Here is a 22,014-nt window from a genome sequence, read left to right as displayed (position 1 = left end):
TGCCATGACCGCCGCCGACGTACGTCGCATCGTCGAAAGCCTGAGCCCGGTTCCCTACCGCGAGAATCTCGAGCAGCCCAGGGCGGACGAGGCCGAGGACATCGAGAAGATCATCGGGTCTCTGCACAAGAACAACGAACGGGCCTACAAGAAGTTCAAGCACGGGCTGCGTGACGCACACGCCAAGAGCCACGCCATCCTGCGCGGCGAACTCATCGTCAACCCGGATCTACCGGAGGTGCTCGCCCAGGGCATGTTCGCCGAAGCGCGCAGCTACCCGGTGATCGCCCGTATCTCCACCACCTCCGGCGTACTGCGCAGCGACCGCAACCGCGGCGTGCGTGGACTCGGAATCAAGGCCATCGGCGTGCACGGGGAGCGCGCCATGAAGGACCCGACCGACGAATCGAATGTCACGCAGGACTTCGTGCTCGTCACCCACGAGGAATTCCTGTTCGCCGATGCACACGCTTACCGCAGGCTGGGAATGCTGAGCGCCACCCTGCTCGCCCGGTTGTCTGACGGCGCGCTGTGGGCAGGCAGCGAACTGCTCAGCGCGCTCAACAAGATCGGCCTGCCGATACCGCCGAATCTGGCCGTGTTCATCGCCCCGAACCGTCCCATCCTGGGCGAGACCTTCTACTCCTCCGCCCCGATCCGGTACGGCGACTATGTGGCACGTTTCAAGTACGAGCCGACCTCACCGGAGGTGAAAGCGCTTGCCGACCAGACCCTTCCGCGTAATCCCGGACAGGACGAGCACCGCGATCTGATCATGGCGTTCTTCGAAAAGCACTCCGCCGAGTACACGTTCAGCGTGCAACTGTGTCTGGACGCGAAACAGATGCCGATCGAGGACGCCACGAAACCCTGGAAATCCCCGTACCTTCCGGTGGCCAAGGTGGTGTTTCCCCAACAGAACCCGTACAGCGCGCTGCGCCGCGCCTACGGCGACGACGTGCTCTCGTTCAACTCGTGGCGCGGCCTTGAGGCACATCGCCCACTGGGATCCATCAATCGGCTGAAGCGCAAGGTGTATGAGGCGTCGAGCGACTTCAGGCACAAGATGAATCACATCGACCGACACGAGCCCTTCGACATTGCCGAACTGCCGGACTGAGCCCCAGCGAACGGGAAATACTTGCAATGGGAAGAACATTCGCCCCTACGGCCGACACCCGACGCCCTGTCGACCCTCTGTTCGGCAGCGATCCGGGCCTGGTACCCCTAGACTCAGGATTCATGCCTGGTCAGTGGCAGCTTTTGGACCGGCCCGCCGAGCACGAGGCCATTCGGGCCGCCCTCAGCGGGACGGACAGCTGCGGAGTCGTGCTCGTCGGAGCTGCGGGTGTCGGCAAGACCACCTTGGCGCGCACCGTCACCGCATCGTTGAGCCGGAAAGTGCACTGGACCGCATGCACCGAGTCGTCTCGCAGCATCCCGCTCGGCGCGTTCGCCCACTGGGTGTCGTCGTCGGGGTCACGCGACCCCATCGCCCTCATCGGCTCGGCACGCGAATCACTTGTGGCCGACGGCGACACCATCGTGGGGATCGACGACGCGCATCTGCTCGACCAGTTGTCGGCGACACTGTTGCACCAGATCGCCGTGGAGCGCTCGGGCCACGTGGTGGCCACCGTGCGCAGCGGTGAGCCGGTGCCCGATGCCGTCACCTCGTTGTGGAAGGACGGCTACCTCCAGCGCTTCGAACTCAACCCGTTCACCAAGCAGCAGAGCATCTCCCTCATCGAAACCGTCCTGGGCGGAACGCTGGAGGGGCTCAGTGCCGACGTGATGTGGGAGACCTCGGGCGGCAACCCACTGTTCCTGCGCAACATGGTCGAGGGTGCGGTCGACGCCGGCACGCTGACGGAGGTCAACGGGGTGTGGCAGTTCCGCGGCCCCACCGTCATTCCTTCCGGGCTCGTCGAGCTGCTCGACGAACGTCTGGCTCATGCCGGCGAGGATGTCCTGCACGCCCTGAAGCTGCTGTCGCTGTGCGAACCGCTGGATATCGATGCGCTGGCAGAACTGGCCGGCGAGGAAGCGGTGGACGCGGCCGAGATGCGCGGGCTGATCCGGATCGTCGCCGACGACGGCCAGATCAACGTCCGCTTCAGCCACCCCCTGTTCGGCGAGGCGGTGCGCCGCCGGGTCGGCACCGCCTCGGCCCGCAAGCTGCGCGGCCGCATCGCCAAGATCCTGCACGAGCGCAACCTCGATTCCCCTGCCAGCCGAATCAAGTTGGCCGAGTTGGCCATCGAGAGCGACCAGGGCACCGACATCGAACTGCTGATCACAGCCGCCAAGGACGCGGTCTTCCTGTCCAACCTCCCACTCGGGGAAAAACTGGCCCGCGCTGCTTTCAATCACGGCGGCGGACTCGGCGCAGCCGCGCTGCTGTCCCGCGCGTTGTTGTGGCAGGGCCATCCGGCGCAGGCCGATGCCATCCTGGAACAATTTTCGGCTGCCGATCTCAACGAGATGGAACTTGTGCAGTGGGGCATTCCGCGGTTGTCCAACCTGTTCTGGTCCATGGGCGACGTGACGCGCGCCGGTCAGGTGCTCGCCCTCCTACGGGAACGGGTCACCCATCCGACCCTGAGACTGGTGATCGACGCCTTCGGCGGCGGAATGGCTGTCCACGAGAACAAGATTCCCGAAGGACTCGAGATCGCCGAACGGGTTCTGGCAAACCCCGAGGCGCCCCGGCAGGCCGTGGATTTCGCAGCGTTCGCCGCAGGCCTGGCGATGCCGCTGGTGGGTCGGGGCAACGATTACCTGCCGATCGCTTCGCGGTGCCGCGCTCAGCGCAAGACCACCGATGGCATGGTCCGGATCATGGTGTTCTACGGCGAGGTGCTGGCCCTGGCCTACACCGGTCAACTCGAACTGGCCCAGCAACGCGCCACCGAGTACACCGAGTTCTCCTCGGCAGGCCAGTTCGCCGGTTGGGCCATCGCCAAGATCATGGACGGCGTGGCCGCCACCCACAGCGGCCGGTTCCACGATGCCATCCTGGCCATCGAGCAGGCCCTGGCCGCGCTCAACGCCGAGAGCTCCCTGCCCTGGCAACTGCCCGGCCGGCTACTGCTGGCCCGCGCCTACGCCGGGGTGGGTAACCCCGCCGACGCGGAACGGGTACTCGAGGACGCCAAGGAACACTCGGGCGAGTTCATGGCGCTGCACGAGCCGCTCAGGATGGTCGCCAAGGCCTGGCTGGCCGCCGCCAAGGGCGGGCACCGCTCGGCGATCGACCTGGCCCGGGCGGCCGCCGATGCGGCGCATTCCTCCGGCCAGTTCGCGGTCGAGGCAGAGGCCCTGCACAGCGCGGCGCGCTTCGGTGACCGCAGTGTGACCCGCCGCCTGCAGGACCTGGTGGACCGGGTCGGCGGCCCGCTGCCCGCCCTGTACGCACGGCACGCCGCCGCGGTGGCCGCCGCCGACGCCGTCGAGCTGGACAAGATGGCGGGTGCGTTCGAGGAGGCCGGCCTGCTGCTGTCGGCAGCCGACGCCGCCGCCCAGGCAGTACCCCTGCACGACAAGGCCGGGCACCGCCGCAACAGCACCGAATCTGCCGCGCACGCATTGCAATTGGCATCCAAGTGCGGCGGTGCGGCCACCCCGGCGATTCGATCGGCCGCCCGGCCCCTTCCGGTGACCGGACGCGAACGCGAGGTGGCCGGTCTGGTCGCCCAGGGAATGTCGAACCGCGACATCGCCGAACGACTGACCGTCTCGGTCCGCACCGTGGAGGGCCACATCTACCGCGCCTGCATCAAGCTCGGGGTGGCCGACCGCGACGAGCTCGCCAAGATCGTCTGGAACGACCTAGGTAGATGAGACCAGCGCAATAGTCGATCTCAATAGACGTCGCGCACATACCGCTTCTGGGCAACCAGTTCCCGCTTGTAGTCGCGCGCGGCGTCTTCGGACATCCCGCCGTGGGTGCGCAGGATCGTGGTCAGCGTGGCGTCCACGTCCTTGGCCATCCTGGCTGCGTCACCGCAGACGTAGAAGTGACCGCCGTCGTCCAGCCAGCGCCACACGTCGGCCCCGCGGTCGAGCATCTTGTGCTGCACGTACACCCGGTCGGCCTGATCTCGCGAGAACGCCAGGTCCAGCCGGCTTAAGAACCCATCACTGACCATGTCCTCCAGGTCATCCCGATAGTAGAAGTTCTCCCTGCGGTGCTGATCGCCGAAGAACAACCAGTTGCGACCACTGTGCCCCAGCGCCCGGCGCTCCTGGAGAAATCCCCGGAACGGCGCCACCCCGGTACCCGGGCCGACCATGATCATCGGCGCGCCCGTGTCCTCGGGCGGGCGGAAATGCGGTGAGCGCTGCAGGAACACCGGCGCGGCCGCAGCGCGGTCCGCCATGAACGTGGAACACACCCCGCCCCGGGCCGCGCCCCCCGGCCCGCGGTAGCGCACCACCGATACGGTCAACTGGACCTCGTGCGGACTCACCAGCGGGCTCGACGAGATCGAGTAGTTGCGCGGGGTCAGCCGGACCAGAACCTCTTGCCACTGTTCGGGTTCGGCGTGCACCGCGAACTCGGTCACGACGTCGAGGCCGTTGCGGTTTCGCAGCCAATTGCTCCGCCGCTCACCGGAATTACGTAAGACCTTGGCCGCGCCGCGATCCGGGCAGGTATCGGCGACGAAGCGCAACAGGTCCGGCGTCACGCGGCAGATGTCGTACGACGAGATGAGGGCATCGCGTAGCGACTGCTCGACACCGTCGACCTCGATCACCGAGTTCGGGTTCAGCGCGGTGGCCGCCAGCCAGGAGTCGACCACGGCCGGGTCGTTACTGGCGTAGACGCCCAGGGAGTCACCGACCGAATAGCTCACGTCGTATTCGGAGATGTCGAAGCCGAACTGACGCACCTCTTTGGCCGCGCTCGGCGTCGTCAGCAGCTCATTGCGCGCCAGAGCGGCCAGAATAGGCTTGGCCCTGGTGAATTCGTCGGGCTCGGTGGGGATCACGGCGCGGCTGGCCACACCGACGACCGCCGGGGCGGGCGTCGCACCGGTCAGCGCCGTGGTGACCGAATCGGCCCAGCGCCGCATCGGCTCGTCATCGTAGGCCTCGCAGTCGGCGCGCTCGAGCAGCTTGGTGGCACCCAGATCGGCCAGCCGCTGATCCAGCGATTTGGCGTGCCCGCAGAAGTTGTCGTAGGACTTGTCGCCGATGCCGAGCACCGCGTAGCGAACCCCGTGCAACTGGGGTGCATCCGGGGCTTGTAACCGGCTCCAGAAGTCGGCGCCGTTGTCTGGCGGACCACCGTCACCGAATGTACTGGTGACAATCAGGATGTCCCGTGCGGCGGCCAGGTCGGACAGTGCGAGGTCGTCCATGTTGACCAACGACGCCCCGTCGATGCGGCCCACCAGCCCGGCGGCGAACTCCTCGGCGGTGCCGGTCTGCGAGGCCCACAGCACCAGCGGCCCACCCGGTACCGACCGCTCGCCCGGCGCACCGTCACCGGCCCGCGAATAGCGCCCGGCCAGCACTCCGTCCACCCACAGCCGCACCCTGGAACTCAGCGGCGCCGTTGCCGGAAGCACCGGGACACCTACGGGGTCGTCCGGCAGTCCGGTGAAAAACCCTGCCAGATAGATCTTCTCGTCCTGGTTGAGAGCCGGCTTGCGCTCAGCGCCCAAGCCCATCTCCGCGGCGAGCGGATGCACTGCCGGGGTGCCGTCGACCGACCGGACCGGACGCAGGCTGACCGCGCACACCTTGAACTCCGGCTGGAGCGAGTCCGGGTCGACGGCATCGTTGGTGACCGCATTGACGGTGAGGTACTCGCCGTGCTCGTCGTTCCAGTGAAAGGGCGCGAAGCAGTTGCCTGGCCGGACCCGGTCGGACAGTACCGCGGGGAGTACCGCACGGCCGCGCCGCGAGGTCAGCTCGACCGGTTGTCCCTCCACGATGTCGAGCTCCAGGGCGTCCAGCGGGTGGATTTCGACGAACGGCGCGGGATTGAGCTTGTTGAGCTTGTCCACCTTGCCGGTCTTGGTCATGGTGTGCCATTGATGCTGCAGCCGGCCGGTGTTGAGCACCATCGGATAGTCGTCATCGGGCAGTTCCGCGGCATCCATGTGCGGCCGGGCGTGAAAGACGGCCCGCCGCGACGGCGTCGCGAAGGCCAGCCGGGGCCGGTGCCCGGTGGCGTCGACGAACAGTTCCTGGCTCACGCCGTCGTTGAGGTAGCGGATCGGGTGCCGGTCCTCGTCCCCACCGGGGCCGTCGACCGGAGGAACCGGCCACTGCAGCGGGGTCTGGCGCAACCTCTCGTACCCGGCACCCCGCAGGTCGTATCCGGTCTTCGGGTTCGCGAACCCACAGATCTCCGAGAAGATCTCTTCTGCCGACTGGTAACCGAAGTCTTCGGCAAAGCCCAGGTGCGCAGCCACCTGACAGATCAGCTGCCAGTCCGGCCGGGCCTGCCCCAGCGGGGCGACCGATGGGGACAGCAGGGTCAGGTTGCGTTCCGAATTGACCATGACGCCTTCGGATTCCGCCCACAACGCCGCGGGCAGCAGGATGTCGGCGTAGTGATTGGTGGCCGTCGACCGGTAGGTGTCCTGAACCACGACCAGCTCTGCGGCCTCCAGCCCGTTGATCACCGTCTTACGGTTGGACACGCTGGCAACGGGATTCGTGCAGATGATCCAGCAGGCCTTGATCAAGCCCTGCTCCATCTGCTCGAACATGCCGATGGCGCCGGGACCGACCTCGGAGCGGATGGTGCCGGGCGCCAGCCCCCACCGAGTTTCGACGAACGCCCGGTCATCGGCTGCGAACACCGCCCGCTGACCGGGCAGACCCGGCCCCATGTAACCCATTTCCCGACCACCCATGGCGTTGGGCTGACCGGTCAACGACATCGGGCCGCTGCCCGGACGGCAGATCGCGCCGGTGGCCAGGTGCAGGTTGCAGATCGCGTTGGTGTTCCAGGTACCGTGCGTGCTCTGGTTGAGGCCCATGGTCCAGCAACTCATCCACTCCCCGGCCTCGGCGATCATCGCTGCGGCGGTGCGGATGTCGGCTTCGGGGATCCCGGTGATCTCGGCGACCCGCTCCGGTGGGTAGTCCGCCAGGAACTCCGGCATCGCCTCCCACCCCGCCGTGTGTTCGGCGATGAACTGCTCGTCGATGTCGCCGCGCTCCACCAGCAGGTGCAGCAGGCCGTTGAGCAGGGCCAGATCGGTTCCCGGGTTGATCTGCAGGAACAGGTCGGCACGTTCGGCGGTCGCGTTCCGGCGCGGGTCCACCACGATCAGCTTGGCGCCCGCCTTCAGCCGATCGGCCATGCGCAGGAACAGGATCGGATGGCAGTCGGCCATGTTGGCACCGGTGACGAAGAACAGGTCGGCCCGGTCGAAATCGGTGTACGACCCCGGCGGCCCGTCGGAGCCCAGCGACTGTTTGAATCCGGTGCCCGCACTCGCCATGCACAACCGGGAATTCGATTCGATGTGCACGGTACGCAGGAAGCCTTTGGCCAGCTTGGTGGCCAGATACTGCGCCTCCAGCGTCATCTGGCCGGACACATAGAGGGCGACGGCGTCGGGGCCGTGCTCGTCGACGATGGCCCGCAGCCGGCGTCCCGCCTCGGCTACCGCGTCGTCCACCGGTGTCGGCAGCAGTTCATCGGAACGCGTGGGCCGCAGCAAAGCGGACGTGAGCCGGTCGTCGTCGGCGGCCATCATCTCGGCGTGCATCGCCCCCTTGGTGCACAGCCGACCGAAATTCGTGGGGTGCAGCTTGTCGCCGCTCACCCGGGCGATCACCGTGCGGCCGTCATCGACCCTGGTAGTGACCTCGATACCGCAGCCGACGCCACAGTACGAACACGCAGTCCGGTGTGTCTTGTTCGGGACCGAACCCGGGGCCGCGCCGTCCGCCATGCCCCCATCGTGCGGTGAGGGTGTTGTCGGATCTTTCCAGCGACGTTATCGCCACGAAAACTGATCCTCACCGCGTGAAGCTGCCGCCTGTGAGGGCAATAACCCCAGTTCAGGCTGTGTTAGTGGTGCTCGGGTTTGACCGCAAGAACCGGTTTGGGGCATTCCAGCAGCAGTTGTTGCGACACGCTGCCCAGCAATAGCTTGCCCACCGGGCTGCGGTGCCGGATACCGATCACCAGCAACTCGGCGTCGGCGGCGTCCATCGCATCGAGCAGTTCGGTGACCGCATCGACCCCCACCGGCTGGCGCAACTCGAACGGCACGCCGCTCTCCCGTAGCCGTTCCTCGACGTCGTGGACCTGACCGGAGCGGGCGAACCGGGAATCCACATAGGCCTCGCCCGAGGTCGCGTTGATCACCAGCACGCTGGTGCCCCGCAGGGCGGCCTCGGCGATGGCGTGCTCGACTGCGGCAATGCCGAAGGCATCCGCGGTGTAGCCGACGACAATCATTGATGCTCCTCGCGCAAGCGCTCGTCGGTCATTGCCGGGCCGCCTTCTGCTGCTGATCCGCGTCATCCTCGACGATCAACAGCGTCTCCTCACTGCGGTGCATCAGCTTGAGCACCAACGGCATCAACAGCAGGACGGCCATGAGCACATAGGTGACGATCGCGACGGGCTCGGTGAACAGGCTGGTCCAGTCACCCCCGCCGAGCTGCAGGCTCTGGCGCAGTTGCCGTTCGATGCGCGGGCCCAGGATCACCCCGATGATCAACGGCAGCACCGGTAACCCGAACCTGCGCATCATCAAACCCAACAGCCCGAACACCAGCAGCAGCGCCAGGTCCAGCGGTTGCACGTTGACCGCGAGCGCGCCCAGCGTGGCGAAGAACAGGATGCCGGCGTACAGGTAGGGCCGTGGGGTGCGCAGCAGCTTGGCCCACAGCGGCGCCAGCGGCAGGTTGAGCACGAGCAGCAGGAAGTTGCCGATGAACAGGCTGGCGATCAATGTCCAGATCAGCAGCGGTTCCTTCTCGAAAAGCGTTGGCCCGGGCTGAATTCCGTAGGACACGAATGCGGTCAGCATCACCGCGGCGGTGGCATTGGTGGGCAGGCCCAACGACAGCATCGGCACCAGGGTGCCCGCGGCCGAGGCGTTGTTGGCCGCCTCCGGACCGGCGACGCCCTCGATGGCACCCTTGCCGAACTCCTCGGGATGTTTCGAGAGTCGTTTCTCGGTGATGTAGGACAGGAACGTCGGCAGCTCGGCGCCACCGGCGGGCAGCGCGCCGAACGGGAATCCGTAGGCGGTGCCGCGCAGCCACGGTTTCCACGAGCGGGCGAAGTCCTGCCGGCTCATCCACGGCCGCCCCACCGGGATCACGTCCGCCGGCCGGCGGCGCAGGTGCGCGGCCACCCAGAGTGCCTCGCCGAGAGCGAAGATCGCCACCGCGATCACCACGATGTCGATGCCGTCGGACAGCTGCGGCAGGCCGAAGGTGGCACGAGGCTGGCCGGTCAGGAAGTCGATGCCGACGACGCCGATCGCCAGGCCGAGGAACAGCGAGATCGCGCCGCGCAGCTTGGACGAACCCAGCACCGCGGTGACCGCGACCAGTGCGAACAGCATGATCGCCAGGTACGAGGGGGCGCCGAGGGTCACCGCGAACCGCGAGATGGGCGGCGCGAACGCCGCCAGCAGCGCGGTGCCGATGGCGCCGGCGACGAACGAGCCGATGGCGGCGGTGGCCAGGGCCTGGGCGGCCCGGCCGGCCTTGGCCATCTTGTTGCCCTCGATCGCGGTGATCACCGACGAGGATTCACCGGGGGTGTTCAGCAGAATCGAGGTGGTCGATCCGCCGTACATCCCGCCGTAGAAGATCCCGGCGAACATGATGAAAGCCGCGCTCGGGCTGACGTTGTAGGTCACCGGCAGCAGCAGGGCCACTGTCATGGCCGGGCCGATGCCCGGGAGCACGCCGACGGCGGTGCCCAGCAGCACCCCGATCACGGCGTACAGCAGGTTCATCGGGGTCGCTGCCTCGGCGAAACCCTGAAGCAACCATTCGAAGTTGTTCATCTACAGAATCCCGTCCAGAATGCCTGCGGGCAGCGGGATTCCGAGCCCGGAGTAGAACGCGTAGAAGCTCCCCACCGAGAGCACCGTGCCGATCGCAAGATTGCGGAGGTAATGGCGATTACCGAGAATCGTTGCCGCCCCGGCGAACAGCAGTGCTCCCGTGATGGCCCAGCCCAGCGGTTTGACCAGGACGATCACCAACACGAACAGTCCGACCAGCAGCCCCACCGTGCGCCAGTCCCCCGGCATGTTCGGGTCGACATCCTCGCCGGCATCGGCCTCGCCCACCGATCCGCGCGGGATCGCGATCGCCAGGACCAGTGCGAGCGCGATCAGGATGATCCCGATCCCCAGCGGAAAGTCGCGCGGCCCAACGGGATCGACCTTGGCGAATCCACCGGTCAGCGTGAGCGCGTCGTAGATCAGGAATGCGCCGACGGCCACCAGGACCACGCAGACCAGATACTGGGCCTTGTCGACCTTCACAACAACCCCAATTCGCTCAGCGTCGTCGAGACGCGGTTGTCCTGATCACGCAGGAACTGTTCGAAGTCGGCTCCCGTGCTGAACGCGTCACTCCAGCCGTTCTTGACCAGCGCGTCGCGCCACTGCTCGGTGCCGTGCAGGTCGGTCAGCGCCCGCACCATCGCATCCTTGGCCTCACCTGAAATGCCTGGCGGCGCCAGTATTCCGCGCCAGTTGGTGAACGTCAGGTCGATGCCGGCCTCGCTCAGGGTCGGCGCGTCGATCCCCTCGACCCGCTTGGCACCCGAGACCGCCAGCACCCGGACCTGCCCCGCCTCGATCTGGTCGACGAACTCGCCGAGGCCGGTGGTACCCGCCGCGATCTTCTTGCCCAGCAGGGCCGTCAGCAGATCACCGCCGCCGTCGTAGGTGATGTAGTTGACCTTGCGCGGGTCGACTCCGACCGCCCGTGCGGTCTCCATGGGGAACAGGTGGTCGGGCCCACCCGGTGAGGATCCGCCGCCGATCGTGACCTTGGCGGGGTCGGCCCTCCACGCCGCCACGAGATCACCGATGGTGCGGAACGGCGAATCCCCCGGCACGAGAATGCCTTCCTGCTCCTCGACCATCTTGGCCAGCGCGGTGGCGTCCGAGGCGCGCGCAGAGGAGCCGTTGGTGTAGACGGCACCCACCACGCCGAGCCCCATCATCATCATGAGGTCGTCGTTGCCCTTCTCGTTCATCAGCCGGGCCATCGCCACGGTGCCGCCGGCGCCGATGACGTTGAACACCTCGATACGGCCCGTGATGTCGGTGTCCTCCATGACCTTCACCGCGGTACGGGCAGTCAGGTCGTAACCGCCACCTGGGCTGTTCGGCACCATCATGCGCAGCCGATGCAGACCCCTGGATTCGTCGCCGCGGGTAACCCCGCAGGCTGTGACCAGCATCAGCGCGACCACGGCCACCATCAGCCCGGCACCTAGTCGTCGAAACCTCATGGTCAGCAATACTGGACCCATGACGTGACGCAGGTCACCCATTCGGACGCAAAGGAAGTTTTGTTCGTTGAGTTCACCAGCCCCGCGGACACCACGGTCACGGACCCGGTTCTTGCCCAATGGCAGCCTGGCCGCACGCTTTCTGGTGTTCCAGCTTCTGGTGGTCGCGGTGGTGCTGGTCGCGGTGGCCGCGGTGTCGGTGGCGCAGTCCACGCGGGAGTTCCGTGATGTCCGCGGGCAGCGGATGATCGCGGTCGCCGAGAACGTGGCGTCGACACCCGTCGTCCGGGATCGTTACGCCGACCCGTTCGCTGCTTCGGTGCTGGCGCCCGAGGTCGAACGTGCGGTGGCCCTGTCCGGCGCCGAGCGGGCCGAGATCACCGATCCCGCCGGGACTGTGCGGGTGTCGTCGGATCCGGACCGCATCGGCCGACGACTCGACCTGAGCAGTAGCCGGGCCGACGAGGGCCGTGCGTGGTCCGGCGACAGCGACGTCGACGGCACGCACCGCCTGGTCGGACAGGTCCCCATCCTGGCCGCCGACGGCGCGGTGCTGGCGATCGTCTCGGTCAGCGAGCGTTACCCGTCGCTGTGGGAGTTGTTGGGCGGTGCCGGTGAGCGCCTGCTGATCTACCTCGGACTGGGTGCGACGCTCGGGATGCTGGCATCGTGGTTGTTGTCGCGCCGAATCAACCGTCACACCCGTGGCCTGGACATCGCGGAGATCGCCAACCTGGCCGATCACCGAGAAGCGCTGCTGCACAGCATCCGTGAAGGTGTGGTGGCGGTGAACAACCACGGAGTCATCACGGTGGTCAACGACAGCGCGTCCGATCTGCTGGGCATCGGCGCGGACGCGGTGGGCCGCCGTGCCGATGCGGTCGGCCTGGAACCGGCGGTGGTGGCATTTCTGTTGTCCGGTGAGGGAACTCGCGCCGACGAATCCGACGTGGTGATCACCACGCGCACCCGGGTGTTGGCACTCAACCGCCGCGCCGCCCGCAGCCAGGGCCAACGGATCGGTACGGTGACCACCATGCGCGACAGCACCGAGCTCGCCGCACTCCAGGCTCAACTGTCCTCACACCGAAGCGTGACCGACACGCTGCGGGCCCAGACCCACGAGTTCTCCAATCAACTGCACACCATCTCGGGGCTGACCCAGTTGGGCGAGTTCGACGCGGTCCGCGCTCTGGTGGGCACCCTGACCCGGCGCAGAGCCGAGATCAACGAGGCTGTCACCCAACATGTTTCAGATCCGGCGGTGGCCGCGCTCCTGATCGCCAAGACGTCACTGGCCGCCGAGAGCGGGGTCACCCTCGGCCTGACCGACGACAGCCACCTCGACGCACTCGACCCGGCTCTGGCCACCGACGTGATCACATTGCTCGGCAATCTGATCGACAACGCCGTCGACGTGTCGGTGGGCTCGGCGGCCGCACGGGTGGACGTGCGCATCGACGATGCGGCCGGCCTGGTACTGGCGGTCTCGGACTCCGGACCCGGCGTGCCCGAACACCTTCGGGAGTCCATCTTCTCCCGCGGTGTCACCTCCAAGGCCGAGGTGCCCGGCGGGAGAGGCATCGGCCTGGCCCTGGTCCGGTTGGTCACGGCCCAGCACGGGGGTGCCGTCGAGGTTACCGACGCGCCGGGTGGCGGCGCCCTGTTCGTGGTGAGACTGCATGCGTGACGTACTGGTGGTCGACGACGATTTCATGGTGGCCGAGATCCACCGCCGCTTCGTCGAACGCGTCGACGGATTCCGCCCGGTCGGCGTGGTCCGCACCGGGGCCGACGCGCTGGCGGCGGCAGCCGAGCTGCGTCCCGACCTGATCCTGCTCGACGTCTACCTGCCCGACATGACCGGGCTTGAGGTGCTCCGGCGGTTGCGCGCCGAGGGCAACCAGGTGGGCGTCATCATGGTCACCGCGGCCCGCGAACTCGACACGGTCCGAGGCGCGTTGGACGGCGGCGCCGCCGATTACCTGGTGAAGCCGTTCGACTTCGATCAGTTGCAGACGAAGTTGGCGGCGTTCGCCACCCGCGCCGAGGCGCTCGCGGGCGCCGGAGGCGCCGATCAGTCGACCATCGACGCGCTGTTCGGCGGCTCGGCGGTGGTCCTACCCAAAGGACTCGGCGCCGAAACCGGTCGCCTCGTCATGGCCGCGGTACGCACCGCCGGTGAGGTCTCAGCCATGGAATGCGCTGAACTAGTAGGGATTTCACGCGTCAGCGCGCGGCGCTATCTGGAGCACTATCTCAGCACCGGGACTTTGGAACTGCGGTTGCAATACGGAACGGGTAGGCCCGAACGGCGTTACCGGGCCAAGTGAGGTAGCCCACTACTCACGACTCGCGGCGTCGCAAAGACCAGCATCACTATCAGCAGGTTTCTTGCCCCGATCACGCGGAGGCCGTCATGACGCTGGTAACCGATGCCGACCTCCCCCCGCTCGACTACGAGCACGAGACCGATCCCGAGGCGGCGCACCGGCTGATCGCGCAGGCCCGCGCCCACTCCCCGATCGCGATGGGGCCCCACGGTCCTGAGCTGTTGAGCTACGACCTGGTCCGCACGACCCTGCGCGATGCACGCTTCGGGTTCCCGAAAGGCGTGTTCCTGGCCGCGCAGGGCATCACGTCCGGCCCGCTGTGGGACCGCGCGAACAGCAGCCTGCTGGGTGTCGATACCGAATCGCACACCCGGTTGCGCCGACTCGTCGCCAAGGCGTTCGCACCCCGCAGCGCCGACCGGCTTCGCGAAACCTGCGTCGACATCGTCACCGAACTCACGGACCCCTACCTGCCGCAGGGGCACTGCGACATGGTTGCCGACATCGCCGTGCAGTATCCGATCCCAGTGATCTGCGCGCTGCTCGGCGCCCCGCGCCAGGACTGGCACCTGTTCTCCCAGTGGGCCGATGACATCTTCAAGATGTTCAGCTGGAACCTCGGCGAGCACGCCGACACGGTCGAGGCGGCCTGGCTGCAGCTCGACGATTACGTCGATGCCATGGTGGAGCGTCGGAATTCCAGCCTGACCGATGATCTGCTCTCGGATCTGGTCCGGGCGGAGGTCGACGGTGACCGCCTCACACATTCCGAGCTGCTGATGCTGGCCGGCGGCGTCATACTGGCGGGCACCGATACCACCCGCAATCAACTCGCGGCGGCCGTCCAGGTGCTGTGCGACTACCCCGACCAGTGGCTGATGCTGGCCGAGACCCCTGATATGGCACCACTTTTCGTCGATGAACTGCTGCGCCACACGCCGATCGCACTGAGCAGTGTGCGGATCGCCTTGCAGGATGCCGAACTGGGCGGCCTCACTTTCCCCGCCGGAACCCAGGTGGTGGTGAACTTCGCTGCGGCGAACCGGGATCCCCAGGTGTACGGCGAGCCCGAGCGATTCGACGTCAACCGCATCGGACCCCCGGCGATGATGACGTTCGGGGGCGGTTTGCACTACTGCCTGGGTGTCCATCTGGCCAGGGTCGAGCTCACCGAGGCACTGCGCGTACTCACCCGGAAGCTGCGCAACCCCCGGTGCGAGGGACGGGCGCCCTGGAAACCGATGACAGGAATTACCGGTCCCGCGTCACTGCCGCTGAACTTCGAGGCAGCCTGAAGGTCTAATAATTAGACCTGAAGGTCGCCGGGCATCGCATAATGGCGGCGTGACACCGAAGGTTCTGTTCCTCCGAAACGACCACACGGCCACCGAGGCCATGCTGGCCGATGTCTTCGCCGAATGCGGGTTCGACATCGACACGTTCCAGGTGGTTGCGCCCGAGCGGGAGGACACCCCCGCAGGCGAGGTGATCTTCCCCGATCCGACCGACTACGACGTGATCGTTCCGCTGGGCGCCCGCTGGGCGGTCTACGACGAGACCCTGCTCGACAGCTGGGTCGGAGCCGAGATGGCCATGGTGCGCGCGGCTGTCGAGGCCGGGGTCGGGGTGCTCGGGGTGTGCTTCGGCGGACAGCTCGTCGCCCAGGCCCTCGGCGGATCGGTCAGCAGGTCGCCGGCACCCGAGGTCGGCTGGTACGACGTGACCACCGACGACGAGCAGTTGGTTCCCGGCGGCCGATGGTTCCAGTGGCATTTCGACCGCTGGACACTGCCGCCGGACGCCACCGAGATCGCCCTCACGCCCGCCGCCCCACAGGCCTTCGTGCTGGGCACAGCGCTGGCCTTGCAGTTCCACCCTGAGCTCGATTCCGGGCTGTTGGAAGTCTGGCTGGCCCACGACCGCGACGGATCGGTGGCCGAGATCGGCCGTAGTCCTGACGAATTGCGCTTGCAAACAACGGAATTCATCGACGACGCGGCATCCCGGCTACGCATCCTGGTCCGGGGCTTCCTCAGCCGGGTGGTCCGGGACCGACCATCGACGTAGGCTGACATGAGCCGGCGGAATTCTCCATCAGCGTCGGCACAGTGCCGATGAACACCTGGAGTCTTCGAGCGAGCAGGGACCGCACCTACCAGGACCGCCACGAGGCGGGCCGGGTCCTGGCCGAGCAGCTGGTGTCCTACCGCGACCGACCCGAGGTACTCGTTCTCGGCCTGGCCCGGGGCGGAGTGCCGATCGCGTGGGAAGTCGCCTCGTACCTGCATGCGCCGCTGGATGTGTTCGTGGTACGCAAGCTGGGCGTGCCGCAGTGGCAGGAACTCGCCATGGGTGCGGTGGCCTCGGGCGGCGGGCTGGTCCTCAACGATGAGCTGGTGAACCGCCTCGGCATCGACGACGACACCATCGCCGAGACGATCCGGCACGAGACCGCCGAGATCGAGCGTCGGGAGCAGGCCTACCGCGGGGGTGCACCACCTCCCGACCTCACCGGCCGGACGGTGATCCTGGTGGACGACGGTATCGCCACCGGCGCCACGATGCTGGCCGCGGTCCGTGCCGTACGCGCGGCGCGACGGGTCGTGGTGGCAGTCCCGGTCGGACCACCGACGGTGAGCGGTCAGCTCATGGCGGAGGCCGACGAGGTGGTGTGCACCAGCACCCCACCCCGGTTCGAAGCGGTGGGCCAGGCGTTCGCCGACTTCCACCAGGTCAGTGACGACGAGGTACGCCGCCTACTGGCAGCACCCACCACACAGCCCGGCGCGCGTTAGCTCTTGTTGTACTTCTCGGCCGAATCGTCGACCTCGACGTCCGCATCGGCGGCGTCGGACTCCACGGCGACATCCGACTCCGGCTCGGCGACCAGCTCGTCGGGATAGTCCACGGGCGCGTCGACCGCGTCGAAGGTCTCGGTCGTCTCGGTGGCGTTGGCCTCGTCGGCCGCCGCGGTGTCAGCGTCTTCGGCGGCACCGGTCTTCGCTCCGCGCGAGCGTTCCCGCAATGCGTCGACGATCAGCAGCAGCACGCCGATCACGCTGGCGCCGATACAGACCCAGGCGATCAATTCATTGCTGGTGACCACCGCGGTCACCAGCGCGGCCAGGCCGATGACGGCAAGCACGAGCGCAATGATCAACATCGTTCAACCCTAAGTGTGGTGGCCCGTGATCGGGCCGGTTCACGACAGTGTGAGGAAGTCGGGCTTACCGGTCAGTTGTTGCCGCGGTTGAACTGGCTGAAACCACCCGCCGAGTCGTTGTTGGCGCTGGAGTCCACCGGAGCGGCCGAACCGCGCTGGCCCAGCTCTTCCAGCTGAGACTCCAGGTAGGTCTTCAGACGGGTCCGGTACTCACGCTCGAACGTGCGCAGCTGCTCCAGGCGGCCCTCCAGGACCGTGCGCTGCTGATTGATCGTGCCCATGATCTCGGAGTGCTTGCGCTCGGCGTCGGCCTGCAGCGCGTCGGCCTTCTCCTGAGCCTGGCGCAGCTGGGTCTCCGAGCGGGTCTGTGCATCGGCCAGCATCGCGTCGGCACGGGTCCGGGCCTCCGAGACGGTGGTCTCGGCAGTCTTACGCGCATCGCTGACCATGGCGTCGGCCTGGGCGCGCGCGTCCGAGAGCAGCTTCTCCGACTCGGCCTTGGCCGTGGAGGTCAGGCGGTCGGCGGTGTCCTGCGCCAGGCTGAGCACCCGGGCGGCACGCACGGCGGTGTCCTCGCTCTGCGGAGCGGGAGGGGCGACCGGCGCCACCGGGGCCTCGTAGACCGGCTGGGGCGGCGGCGTGGGCTCGGGCTCCGGCTCGTAGAGCGGGATGGACTGGGTGGACTGAGCGCCGCCCGCTCCCGACCGCGCCGATGCCAGCTCAGAATCGAGCTCAGACACGCGCTGCCGAAGATCGGCGTTCTCCTCGATGAGCCGAGTCAGCTCGTTCTCAACCAGATCGAGAAAGGCATCGACCTCGTCCTCGTTGTAGCCACGTTTGCCGATGGGCGGCTTGCTGAACGCGACGTTATGGACGTCCGCTGGTGTGAGCGGCATTGTCTGCCCCCTTGAAGTCTTGGACCGTCAACCGATCTCAAAGTGTAAAGCCTTGCTTGATCGCAACTGGAGTCCATCCTGTCACACCAGACCCGGCGGTTGCAGTGGAGGCCTATTTTTAAGAACGAATTTCAATCTTCTTACGCATTTGTGGACCATTCGGCAAACGCCGAGAGCGGGTCTCTCCCACCCACTCGCGCAGACGTTCTACATCGACGCATTGAACGCCAATTGCATCCCGATGAACGCCGCGAGAAGCAGCACCATGATCGACAGGTCGAAGCGCACGGCGCCTATCGTGAGCTGGGGAATGAGCCGCCGCAGAAGTTTCACCGGCGGATCGGTCACGGTCATGATGAGCTCCAGGATCACGACGGTCAGCCCCTTGGGATGCCAGTCGCGACTGAAGGACCGGATGAACTCGACGACGACGCGCGCGATGAGCAGCAGCCAGAACACGAACAGCGCGAAACCGAGAATTTCGAAGAACAGCGACAACTGAGCCGACCTCACTACAGCAGGATGTGTGACATTGGATACAGGTCGCCGTAGGCCGGACACATCTCACACAGATGACGTGGTCAGCCGATAGTGCGACGCCGCCAGCCTACCCGGGGCCCTTCTGAGACCTCAGGCATGCGCGGCGGCGCCACAACTCCGCGACTCACGTCGCGGCTCTACTGATAGGCGTAGAAGCCGGCCTCGGCGATCCTGCGCCGCTGCTCGGCGCTGACGTCGACGTCGGCCGGCGACAGCAGGAACACCTTCGTCGCCACCTTGTCGAACGATCCGCGCAGCGCGAACGCCAGCCCGGCGGCGAAGTCGACCAGGCGCTTTGCGTCGGCGTTGTCCATCGACACCAGGTCCATGATCACCGGGGTGCCGTCCCGGAACCGCTCGCCGATGGTGCGTGCCTCGCTGTAGTCCTTGGGCCGCAGGGTGGTGATCTTCGCCAGCGGGCTGCCTGCTTCGAACAGCTCCGCCATCCGGCGGGGATCCATCGCCAGCGCACCCCGGGTGGATCCGGACAGTGCACCCAGACGCGGTGCGGCACGGTCGAATTCGCGGGGGGCGCGCATCCGGGCATCGAACCGCGGCTCGTCGGCGAAACCGCCGGGGTACCCGCCCCGGTAGGCCGGGCCCTCGTCGTACTCGGGAGCCTCGTAGCCGTAGCTGTCCTCTTCGAACCGCTCGTCACGGGGACGCCGGGCGTAGCTACGGGCCGCACCGCGATCGTCGTCCTCGTAGTACTCGTCGTCATAGTCCTCCATCGGCGCCATGCCGAAGTAGGCCTTGACCTTGTGCAGTGTGCTCATCTCGGCGACCCTTCTGCTGACGATGGGGGTGGTGGTGTCTGTGATGAAGATGTGACTGGTGTGACTACTTCCGGTGACGTTAGCGGGCGTTGCCCCATCAGCGCGGTTCCGACACGCACACACGTCGATCCGTGTTTGACGGCGCTTTCGAGATCCCCGGACATTCCCGCCGACAGCTCGAGCCGGTGCTGGTAGTCGCGCTGCACCCGGTCCCGCTCGGCGGCCAGCCGCGCAAAAGCGTCGTCGGGATCCCACGCGAGTGGCGGAATTCCCATCAGACCAACGAACTCCAACGCCTCGGCGGAGTTCGCTGACCCACAGATTTCGTCGACGAGATCGGGGGCATCCACATCGACACCGCCGCGTTCGGTGTCCCCGTCGAGACTGATCTGGATGTACACGCGCAGCGGATCGGTCCGCGCACCCGCGGCCAGCGCCTCGCCCACAGCCCGGTCCAGTGCGGTCAGCAGACGGATGCTGTCGACCGAGTGCGCGGTGTGCGCCCAGCCCGCGACGGCCCGCGCCTTCTTCCGCTGGATGCGTCCCACCATGTGCCAGCGAATCGGAACATCCGTTAATTCCGCGCGAACAGAATCGACTTTATCCGCGGCCTCTTGTTCGCGGGATTCACCAAATGCGAGGCACCCTAATTGATTGAGAATAATGACATCGGAGGCCGGAAAGTATTTCGTGATCGGAAGCAATTCAATTTCATTGACATTTCGCCCGACCGATTCTGCGGCCCGCGCCAGACGCGCCCGCGCGGCACCGAGTGCGGCGGTCAACTGGGCCGTCCGATCGGCGTCACGCCCGCGCTGCACGGTGCTCATCTCACTCTCACTCCAGGCTCATTCGGGGCCGGTTCCAGGCTTCATCCGGGCTGCTGCTCCATCCACACCACACTCGCCAGCCGTCCGGTCGGCGCGTCCCGGCGGTGACTGAACAGTGCCCGGTCGGCGACCGTGCACCGCGGGTCCACGTCGATCGCGGTGACGCCCAAACCCGTTAACTGCCGGGCGATTCCGGCCCGCAGGTCCAAACCGGGCGTGCCGCGCGAGGTTGTCGTCCGAGCACCGGGCAAGACCTCTTCGACCTCGGCCGCCATCGCTTCGGGCACCTCGTAATTGGCGCCGCTGACCGCAGGACCGAGCAGCACCGAGATGTCCCCGACCCGGGCTCCGGCGGCCAGCATCGTCTCCACGGTCCGGACCACGATGCCGTTCTGCGCGCCGACCCGTCCGGCATGGACGGCGGCGATCACGCCGGCGCGGGCATCGCCCATTAATACCGGGACACAATCGGCGGTCACCACAGCCAATGCCAAACGCGGGGTCGTCGTCACCAATGCGTCGGCATTATCGACCGCGGTGTCGCGCGGCCCGTCCACCGTGACGACATGATCACTGTGCACCTGATTCATCCAGACCAGCGCGTCGGCCCCGACGGCGGCCGCCAGGCGACGCCGGTTCTGGGCCACCGCGGCCGGGTTGTCGCCGACATGGTCGCCGAGATTGAACGAATCGAAGGGCGGTGCCGAGACCCCGCCGGCGCGGGTGGTCGTCACCCGCCGAATACGAACACTCACGATCCCAGTATCCGGACCCGCCGCCGGGCCCCGCTCAGTGCCGCATGAACGGTGGGACGTCGACATCGTCGTCGGCTATCCCGCCGTCTCCGTCGCCACCGACACTCACGGTGGCGCCATTGGTGTGTGCCGGGACGCTGACCGCATCCGTCGGTTCGAACAGTGACGTGGTCACCTTGCCGGAACGCGCCGAGGCGATCGGCTGGGTCGGCGCCGAGCTCGGGCTGACCACAGGCTTGCGACTGGGCCCGGCCATATCGAAGCCGGCCGCGATGACCGTGACCCGCACCTCGTCACCGAGCGAGTCGTCGATCACCGTGCCGAAGATGATGTTGGCTTCGGGATGGGCGGCGTCCTGCACGAGCGAGGCGGCCTCGTTGATCTCGAACAGGCCCAGATCACTGCCGCCGGCCACCGACAGGAGCACGCCCTGCGCGCCTTCCATCGAGGCTTCCAGCAGCGGCGAGTTGATCGCGATCTCGGCGGCCTTGAGCGCCCGGCCGTCGCCGCGCGCCGAGCCGATGCCCATCAACGCCGTGCCCGCGCCGCTCATCACACCCTTGACGTCGGCGAAGTCGACGTTGATCAGACCGGGCGTGGTGATCAGGTCGGTGATGCCCTGGACGCCGTTGAGCAGCACCTCGTCCGCGCTGCGGAACGCGTCCATCAACGACACCGCGGCGTCGCCCATCTGCAGCAGCCTGTCGTTGGGGATGACGATCAGGGTGTCGCAGCTCTCGCGCAGCGTCTGAATGCCGTTCTCGGCCTGGTTGCTTCGGCGCTTGCCCTCGAACGAGAACGGCCGGGTGACGACGCCGACGGTGAGCGCACCGAGCTTGCGCGCGATCGACGCGACGACCGGTGCGCCACCGGTTCCGGTGCCGCCGCCCTCACCGGCGGTGACGAACACCATGTCGGCGCCGCGCAGCAGCTCCTCGATGTCATCTTTGGCATCCTCGGCAGCCTTGCGGCCCACTTCGGGGTCCGCGCCTGCGCCGAGCCCACGGGTGGAGTCGCGGCCGACGTCGAGCTTGACGTCGGCGTCGCTCATCAGCAGTGCCTGTGCGTCGGTATTGATGGCGATGAACTCGACGCCCTTGAGGCCCTGTTCGATCATCCGGTTGACGGCGTTGACACCGCCGCCGCCGATACCAACCACCTTGATTACCGCTAGGTAGTTATGCGGGGGGGTCATGGATCGTCTTCCTCCCAGGTTGGGTGTTCACAGTGCTTCTGACGCCGAATCCT

The 22,014-nt window shown here is 67.0% G+C and carries 19 protein-coding genes; 7 read left to right on the top strand and 12 right to left on the bottom strand.

Going from position 1 to position 22,014, the window contains the following annotated elements; all coding sequences use genetic code 11:
* The first annotated feature begins 4 nt into the window (after nt 1-4).
* Together AC4LGL_RS22045 and AC4LGL_RS22040 are read left to right on the top strand one after the other, a co-directional pair.
* Nucleotides 5-1,120, top strand: coding sequence for a catalase family protein (locus AC4LGL_RS22045; RefSeq protein ID WP_491840763.1), 1,116 nt, complete (start codon nt 5-7; stop codon nt 1,118-1,120).
* 122 nt (nt 1,121-1,242) lie between these two features.
* Nucleotides 1,243-3,843, top strand: a complete 2,601-nt coding sequence (locus AC4LGL_RS22040; protein ID WP_491840622.1) for a LuxR C-terminal-related transcriptional regulator — start codon at nt 1,243-1,245, stop codon at nt 3,841-3,843.
* 20 nt (nt 3,844-3,863) lie between these two features.
* Here AC4LGL_RS22040 and AC4LGL_RS22035 read toward each other — a convergent pair whose 3' ends face one another.
* The 5 genes from AC4LGL_RS22035 to AC4LGL_RS22015 all read right to left on the bottom strand — a co-directional run bounded on the left by AC4LGL_RS22035 (nt 3,864) and on the right by AC4LGL_RS22015 (nt 11,473).
* The gene (locus tag AC4LGL_RS22035; RefSeq protein WP_491840621.1) at nt 3,864-7,925 is read right to left on the bottom strand and encodes a bifunctional nitrate reductase/sulfite reductase flavoprotein subunit alpha; all 4,062 of its coding nucleotides are present in this window, start codon (nt 7,923-7,925) and stop codon (nt 3,864-3,866) included.
* A 119-nt stretch (nt 7,926-8,044) separates the two neighbouring features.
* Nucleotides 8,045-8,437, bottom strand: coding sequence for a universal stress protein (locus AC4LGL_RS22030; protein WP_491840620.1), 393 nt, complete (start codon nt 8,435-8,437; stop codon nt 8,045-8,047).
* Between the two features lie 28 nt (nt 8,438-8,465).
* Nucleotides 8,466-10,007 carry a tripartite tricarboxylate transporter permease gene (locus AC4LGL_RS22025; RefSeq protein ID WP_491840619.1) on the bottom strand — a complete coding sequence of 514 codons (1,542 nt, stop codon included), beginning with the start codon at nt 10,005-10,007 and terminating at the stop codon, nt 8,466-8,468.
* Nucleotides 10,008-10,493: a tripartite tricarboxylate transporter TctB family protein gene (locus tag AC4LGL_RS22020; RefSeq protein ID WP_491840618.1), complete on the bottom strand. Its 486-nt coding sequence runs from the start codon at nt 10,491-10,493 to the stop codon at nt 10,008-10,010.
* Nucleotides 10,490-11,473, bottom strand: coding sequence for a Bug family tripartite tricarboxylate transporter substrate binding protein (locus AC4LGL_RS22015; RefSeq protein ID WP_491840617.1), 984 nt, complete (start codon nt 11,471-11,473; stop codon nt 10,490-10,492). The genes AC4LGL_RS22020 and AC4LGL_RS22015 overlap by 4 nt, the downstream gene beginning before the upstream one ends.
* 67 nt (nt 11,474-11,540) lie before the next feature.
* On the opposite strand from AC4LGL_RS22015, the gene AC4LGL_RS22010 reads away from it, so the two are divergent.
* The 5 genes from AC4LGL_RS22010 to AC4LGL_RS21990 all read left to right on the top strand — a co-directional run bounded on the left by AC4LGL_RS22010 (nt 11,541) and on the right by AC4LGL_RS21990 (nt 16,601).
* Complete coding sequence (locus tag AC4LGL_RS22010; RefSeq protein ID WP_491840616.1) at nt 11,541-13,163, top strand: sensor histidine kinase; 1,623 nt, start codon at nt 11,541-11,543, stop codon at nt 13,161-13,163.
* Nucleotides 13,156-13,806, top strand: a complete 651-nt coding sequence (locus tag AC4LGL_RS22005) for a response regulator (RefSeq protein WP_491840615.1) — start codon at nt 13,156-13,158, stop codon at nt 13,804-13,806. Before AC4LGL_RS22010 ends, AC4LGL_RS22005 begins: the two co-directional genes overlap by 8 nt.
* An 86-nt stretch (nt 13,807-13,892) precedes the next feature.
* Nucleotides 13,893-15,101 carry a cytochrome P450 gene (locus tag AC4LGL_RS22000; RefSeq protein WP_491840614.1) on the top strand — a complete coding sequence of 403 codons (1,209 nt, stop codon included), beginning with the start codon at nt 13,893-13,895 and terminating at the stop codon, nt 15,099-15,101.
* A gap of 49 nt (nt 15,102-15,150) precedes the next feature.
* The gene (locus AC4LGL_RS21995) at nt 15,151-15,873 is read left to right on the top strand and encodes a type 1 glutamine amidotransferase (RefSeq protein ID WP_491840613.1); all 723 of its coding nucleotides are present in this window, start codon (nt 15,151-15,153) and stop codon (nt 15,871-15,873) included.
* A gap of 47 nt (nt 15,874-15,920) precedes the next feature.
* Complete coding sequence (locus AC4LGL_RS21990) at nt 15,921-16,601, top strand: phosphoribosyltransferase (protein ID WP_491840762.1); 681 nt, start codon at nt 15,921-15,923, stop codon at nt 16,599-16,601.
* Here the strand turns inward: AC4LGL_RS21990 and AC4LGL_RS21985 are convergent.
* From AC4LGL_RS21985 to ftsZ, 7 genes are all read right to left on the bottom strand, one after another.
* On the bottom strand, nt 16,598-16,969 hold the full coding sequence (locus AC4LGL_RS21985) for a hypothetical protein (RefSeq protein ID WP_491840612.1): 372 nt from the start codon (nt 16,967-16,969) through the stop codon (nt 16,598-16,600). The genes AC4LGL_RS21990 and AC4LGL_RS21985 overlap by 4 nt on opposite strands.
* A 71-nt stretch (nt 16,970-17,040) precedes the next feature.
* On the bottom strand, nt 17,041-17,865 hold the full coding sequence (gene wag31, locus AC4LGL_RS21980) for a DivIVA-like cell division protein Wag31 (protein ID WP_064932637.1): 825 nt from the start codon (nt 17,863-17,865) through the stop codon (nt 17,041-17,043).
* A 207-nt stretch (nt 17,866-18,072) separates the two neighbouring features.
* Nucleotides 18,073-18,363, bottom strand: a complete 291-nt coding sequence (locus tag AC4LGL_RS21975; protein ID WP_055115011.1) for a YggT family protein — start codon at nt 18,361-18,363, stop codon at nt 18,073-18,075.
* A 179-nt stretch (nt 18,364-18,542) separates the two neighbouring features.
* Nucleotides 18,543-19,181 (bottom strand): cell division protein SepF, encoded by a 639-nt coding sequence (locus AC4LGL_RS21970; RefSeq protein WP_491840611.1) that lies wholly within the window; start codon nt 19,179-19,181, stop codon nt 18,543-18,545.
* Nucleotides 19,178-20,011 carry a YggS family pyridoxal phosphate-dependent enzyme gene (locus AC4LGL_RS21965; protein WP_491840610.1) on the bottom strand — a complete coding sequence of 278 codons (834 nt, stop codon included), beginning with the start codon at nt 20,009-20,011 and terminating at the stop codon, nt 19,178-19,180. The genes AC4LGL_RS21970 and AC4LGL_RS21965 overlap by 4 nt, the downstream gene beginning before the upstream one ends.
* A gap of 41 nt (nt 20,012-20,052) precedes the next feature.
* Nucleotides 20,053-20,766 carry a peptidoglycan editing factor PgeF gene (pgeF, locus tag AC4LGL_RS21960; RefSeq protein WP_491840609.1) on the bottom strand — a complete coding sequence of 238 codons (714 nt, stop codon included), beginning with the start codon at nt 20,764-20,766 and terminating at the stop codon, nt 20,053-20,055.
* Nucleotides 20,767-20,800: 34 nt separating this feature from the next.
* A complete protein-coding gene (ftsZ, locus tag AC4LGL_RS21955; RefSeq protein ID WP_055115017.1) occupies nt 20,801-21,961 on the bottom strand; it encodes a cell division protein FtsZ in 1,161 nt (386 codons plus the stop codon).
* Nucleotides 21,962-22,014: the final 53 nt, after the last annotated feature.

It is taken from the genome of Mycolicibacterium arcueilense, from assembly GCF_058536225.1.
The sequence above is the reverse complement of the archived record's forward strand: the minus strand, read 5'-3'. Positions and strand labels throughout refer to the sequence as shown.

Coding starts and splice junctions, on each gene's coding strand:
- AC4LGL_RS22040 (WP_491840622.1), top strand. CDS start 1,243: ATGCCTGGTCAGTGGCAGCTTTTGGACCGGCCCGCCGAGCACGAGGCC.
- AC4LGL_RS22035 (WP_491840621.1), bottom strand. CDS start 7,925: ATGGCGGACGGCGCGGCCCCGGGTTCGGTCCCGAACAAGACACACCGG.
- AC4LGL_RS22025 (WP_491840619.1), bottom strand. CDS start 10,007: ATGAACAACTTCGAATGGTTGCTTCAGGGTTTCGCCGAGGCAGCGACC.
- AC4LGL_RS21965 (WP_491840610.1), bottom strand. CDS start 20,011: ATGAGCACCGTGCAGCGCGGGCGTGACGCCGATCGGACGGCCCAGTTG.
- AC4LGL_RS21985 (WP_491840612.1), bottom strand. CDS start 16,969: ATGTTGATCATTGCGCTCGTGCTTGCCGTCATCGGCCTGGCCGCGCTG.
- AC4LGL_RS22045 (WP_491840763.1), top strand. CDS start 5: ATGACCGCCGCCGACGTACGTCGCATCGTCGAAAGCCTGAGCCCGGTT.
- AC4LGL_RS22015 (WP_491840617.1), bottom strand. CDS start 11,473: ATGAGGTTTCGACGACTAGGTGCCGGGCTGATGGTGGCCGTGGTCGCG.
- AC4LGL_RS22005 (WP_491840615.1), top strand. CDS start 13,156: ATGCGTGACGTACTGGTGGTCGACGACGATTTCATGGTGGCCGAGATC.
- AC4LGL_RS21990 (WP_491840762.1), top strand. CDS start 15,921: ATGAACACCTGGAGTCTTCGAGCGAGCAGGGACCGCACCTACCAGGAC.
- wag31 (WP_064932637.1), bottom strand. CDS start 17,865: ATGCCGCTCACACCAGCGGACGTCCATAACGTCGCGTTCAGCAAGCCG.
- AC4LGL_RS21970 (WP_491840611.1), bottom strand. CDS start 19,181: ATGAGCACACTGCACAAGGTCAAGGCCTACTTCGGCATGGCGCCGATG.
- AC4LGL_RS22000 (WP_491840614.1), top strand. CDS start 13,893: ATGACGCTGGTAACCGATGCCGACCTCCCCCCGCTCGACTACGAGCAC.
- AC4LGL_RS22030 (WP_491840620.1), bottom strand. CDS start 8,437: ATGATTGTCGTCGGCTACACCGCGGATGCCTTCGGCATTGCCGCAGTC.
- ftsZ (WP_055115017.1), bottom strand. CDS start 21,961: ATGACCCCCCCGCATAACTACCTAGCGGTAATCAAGGTGGTTGGTATC.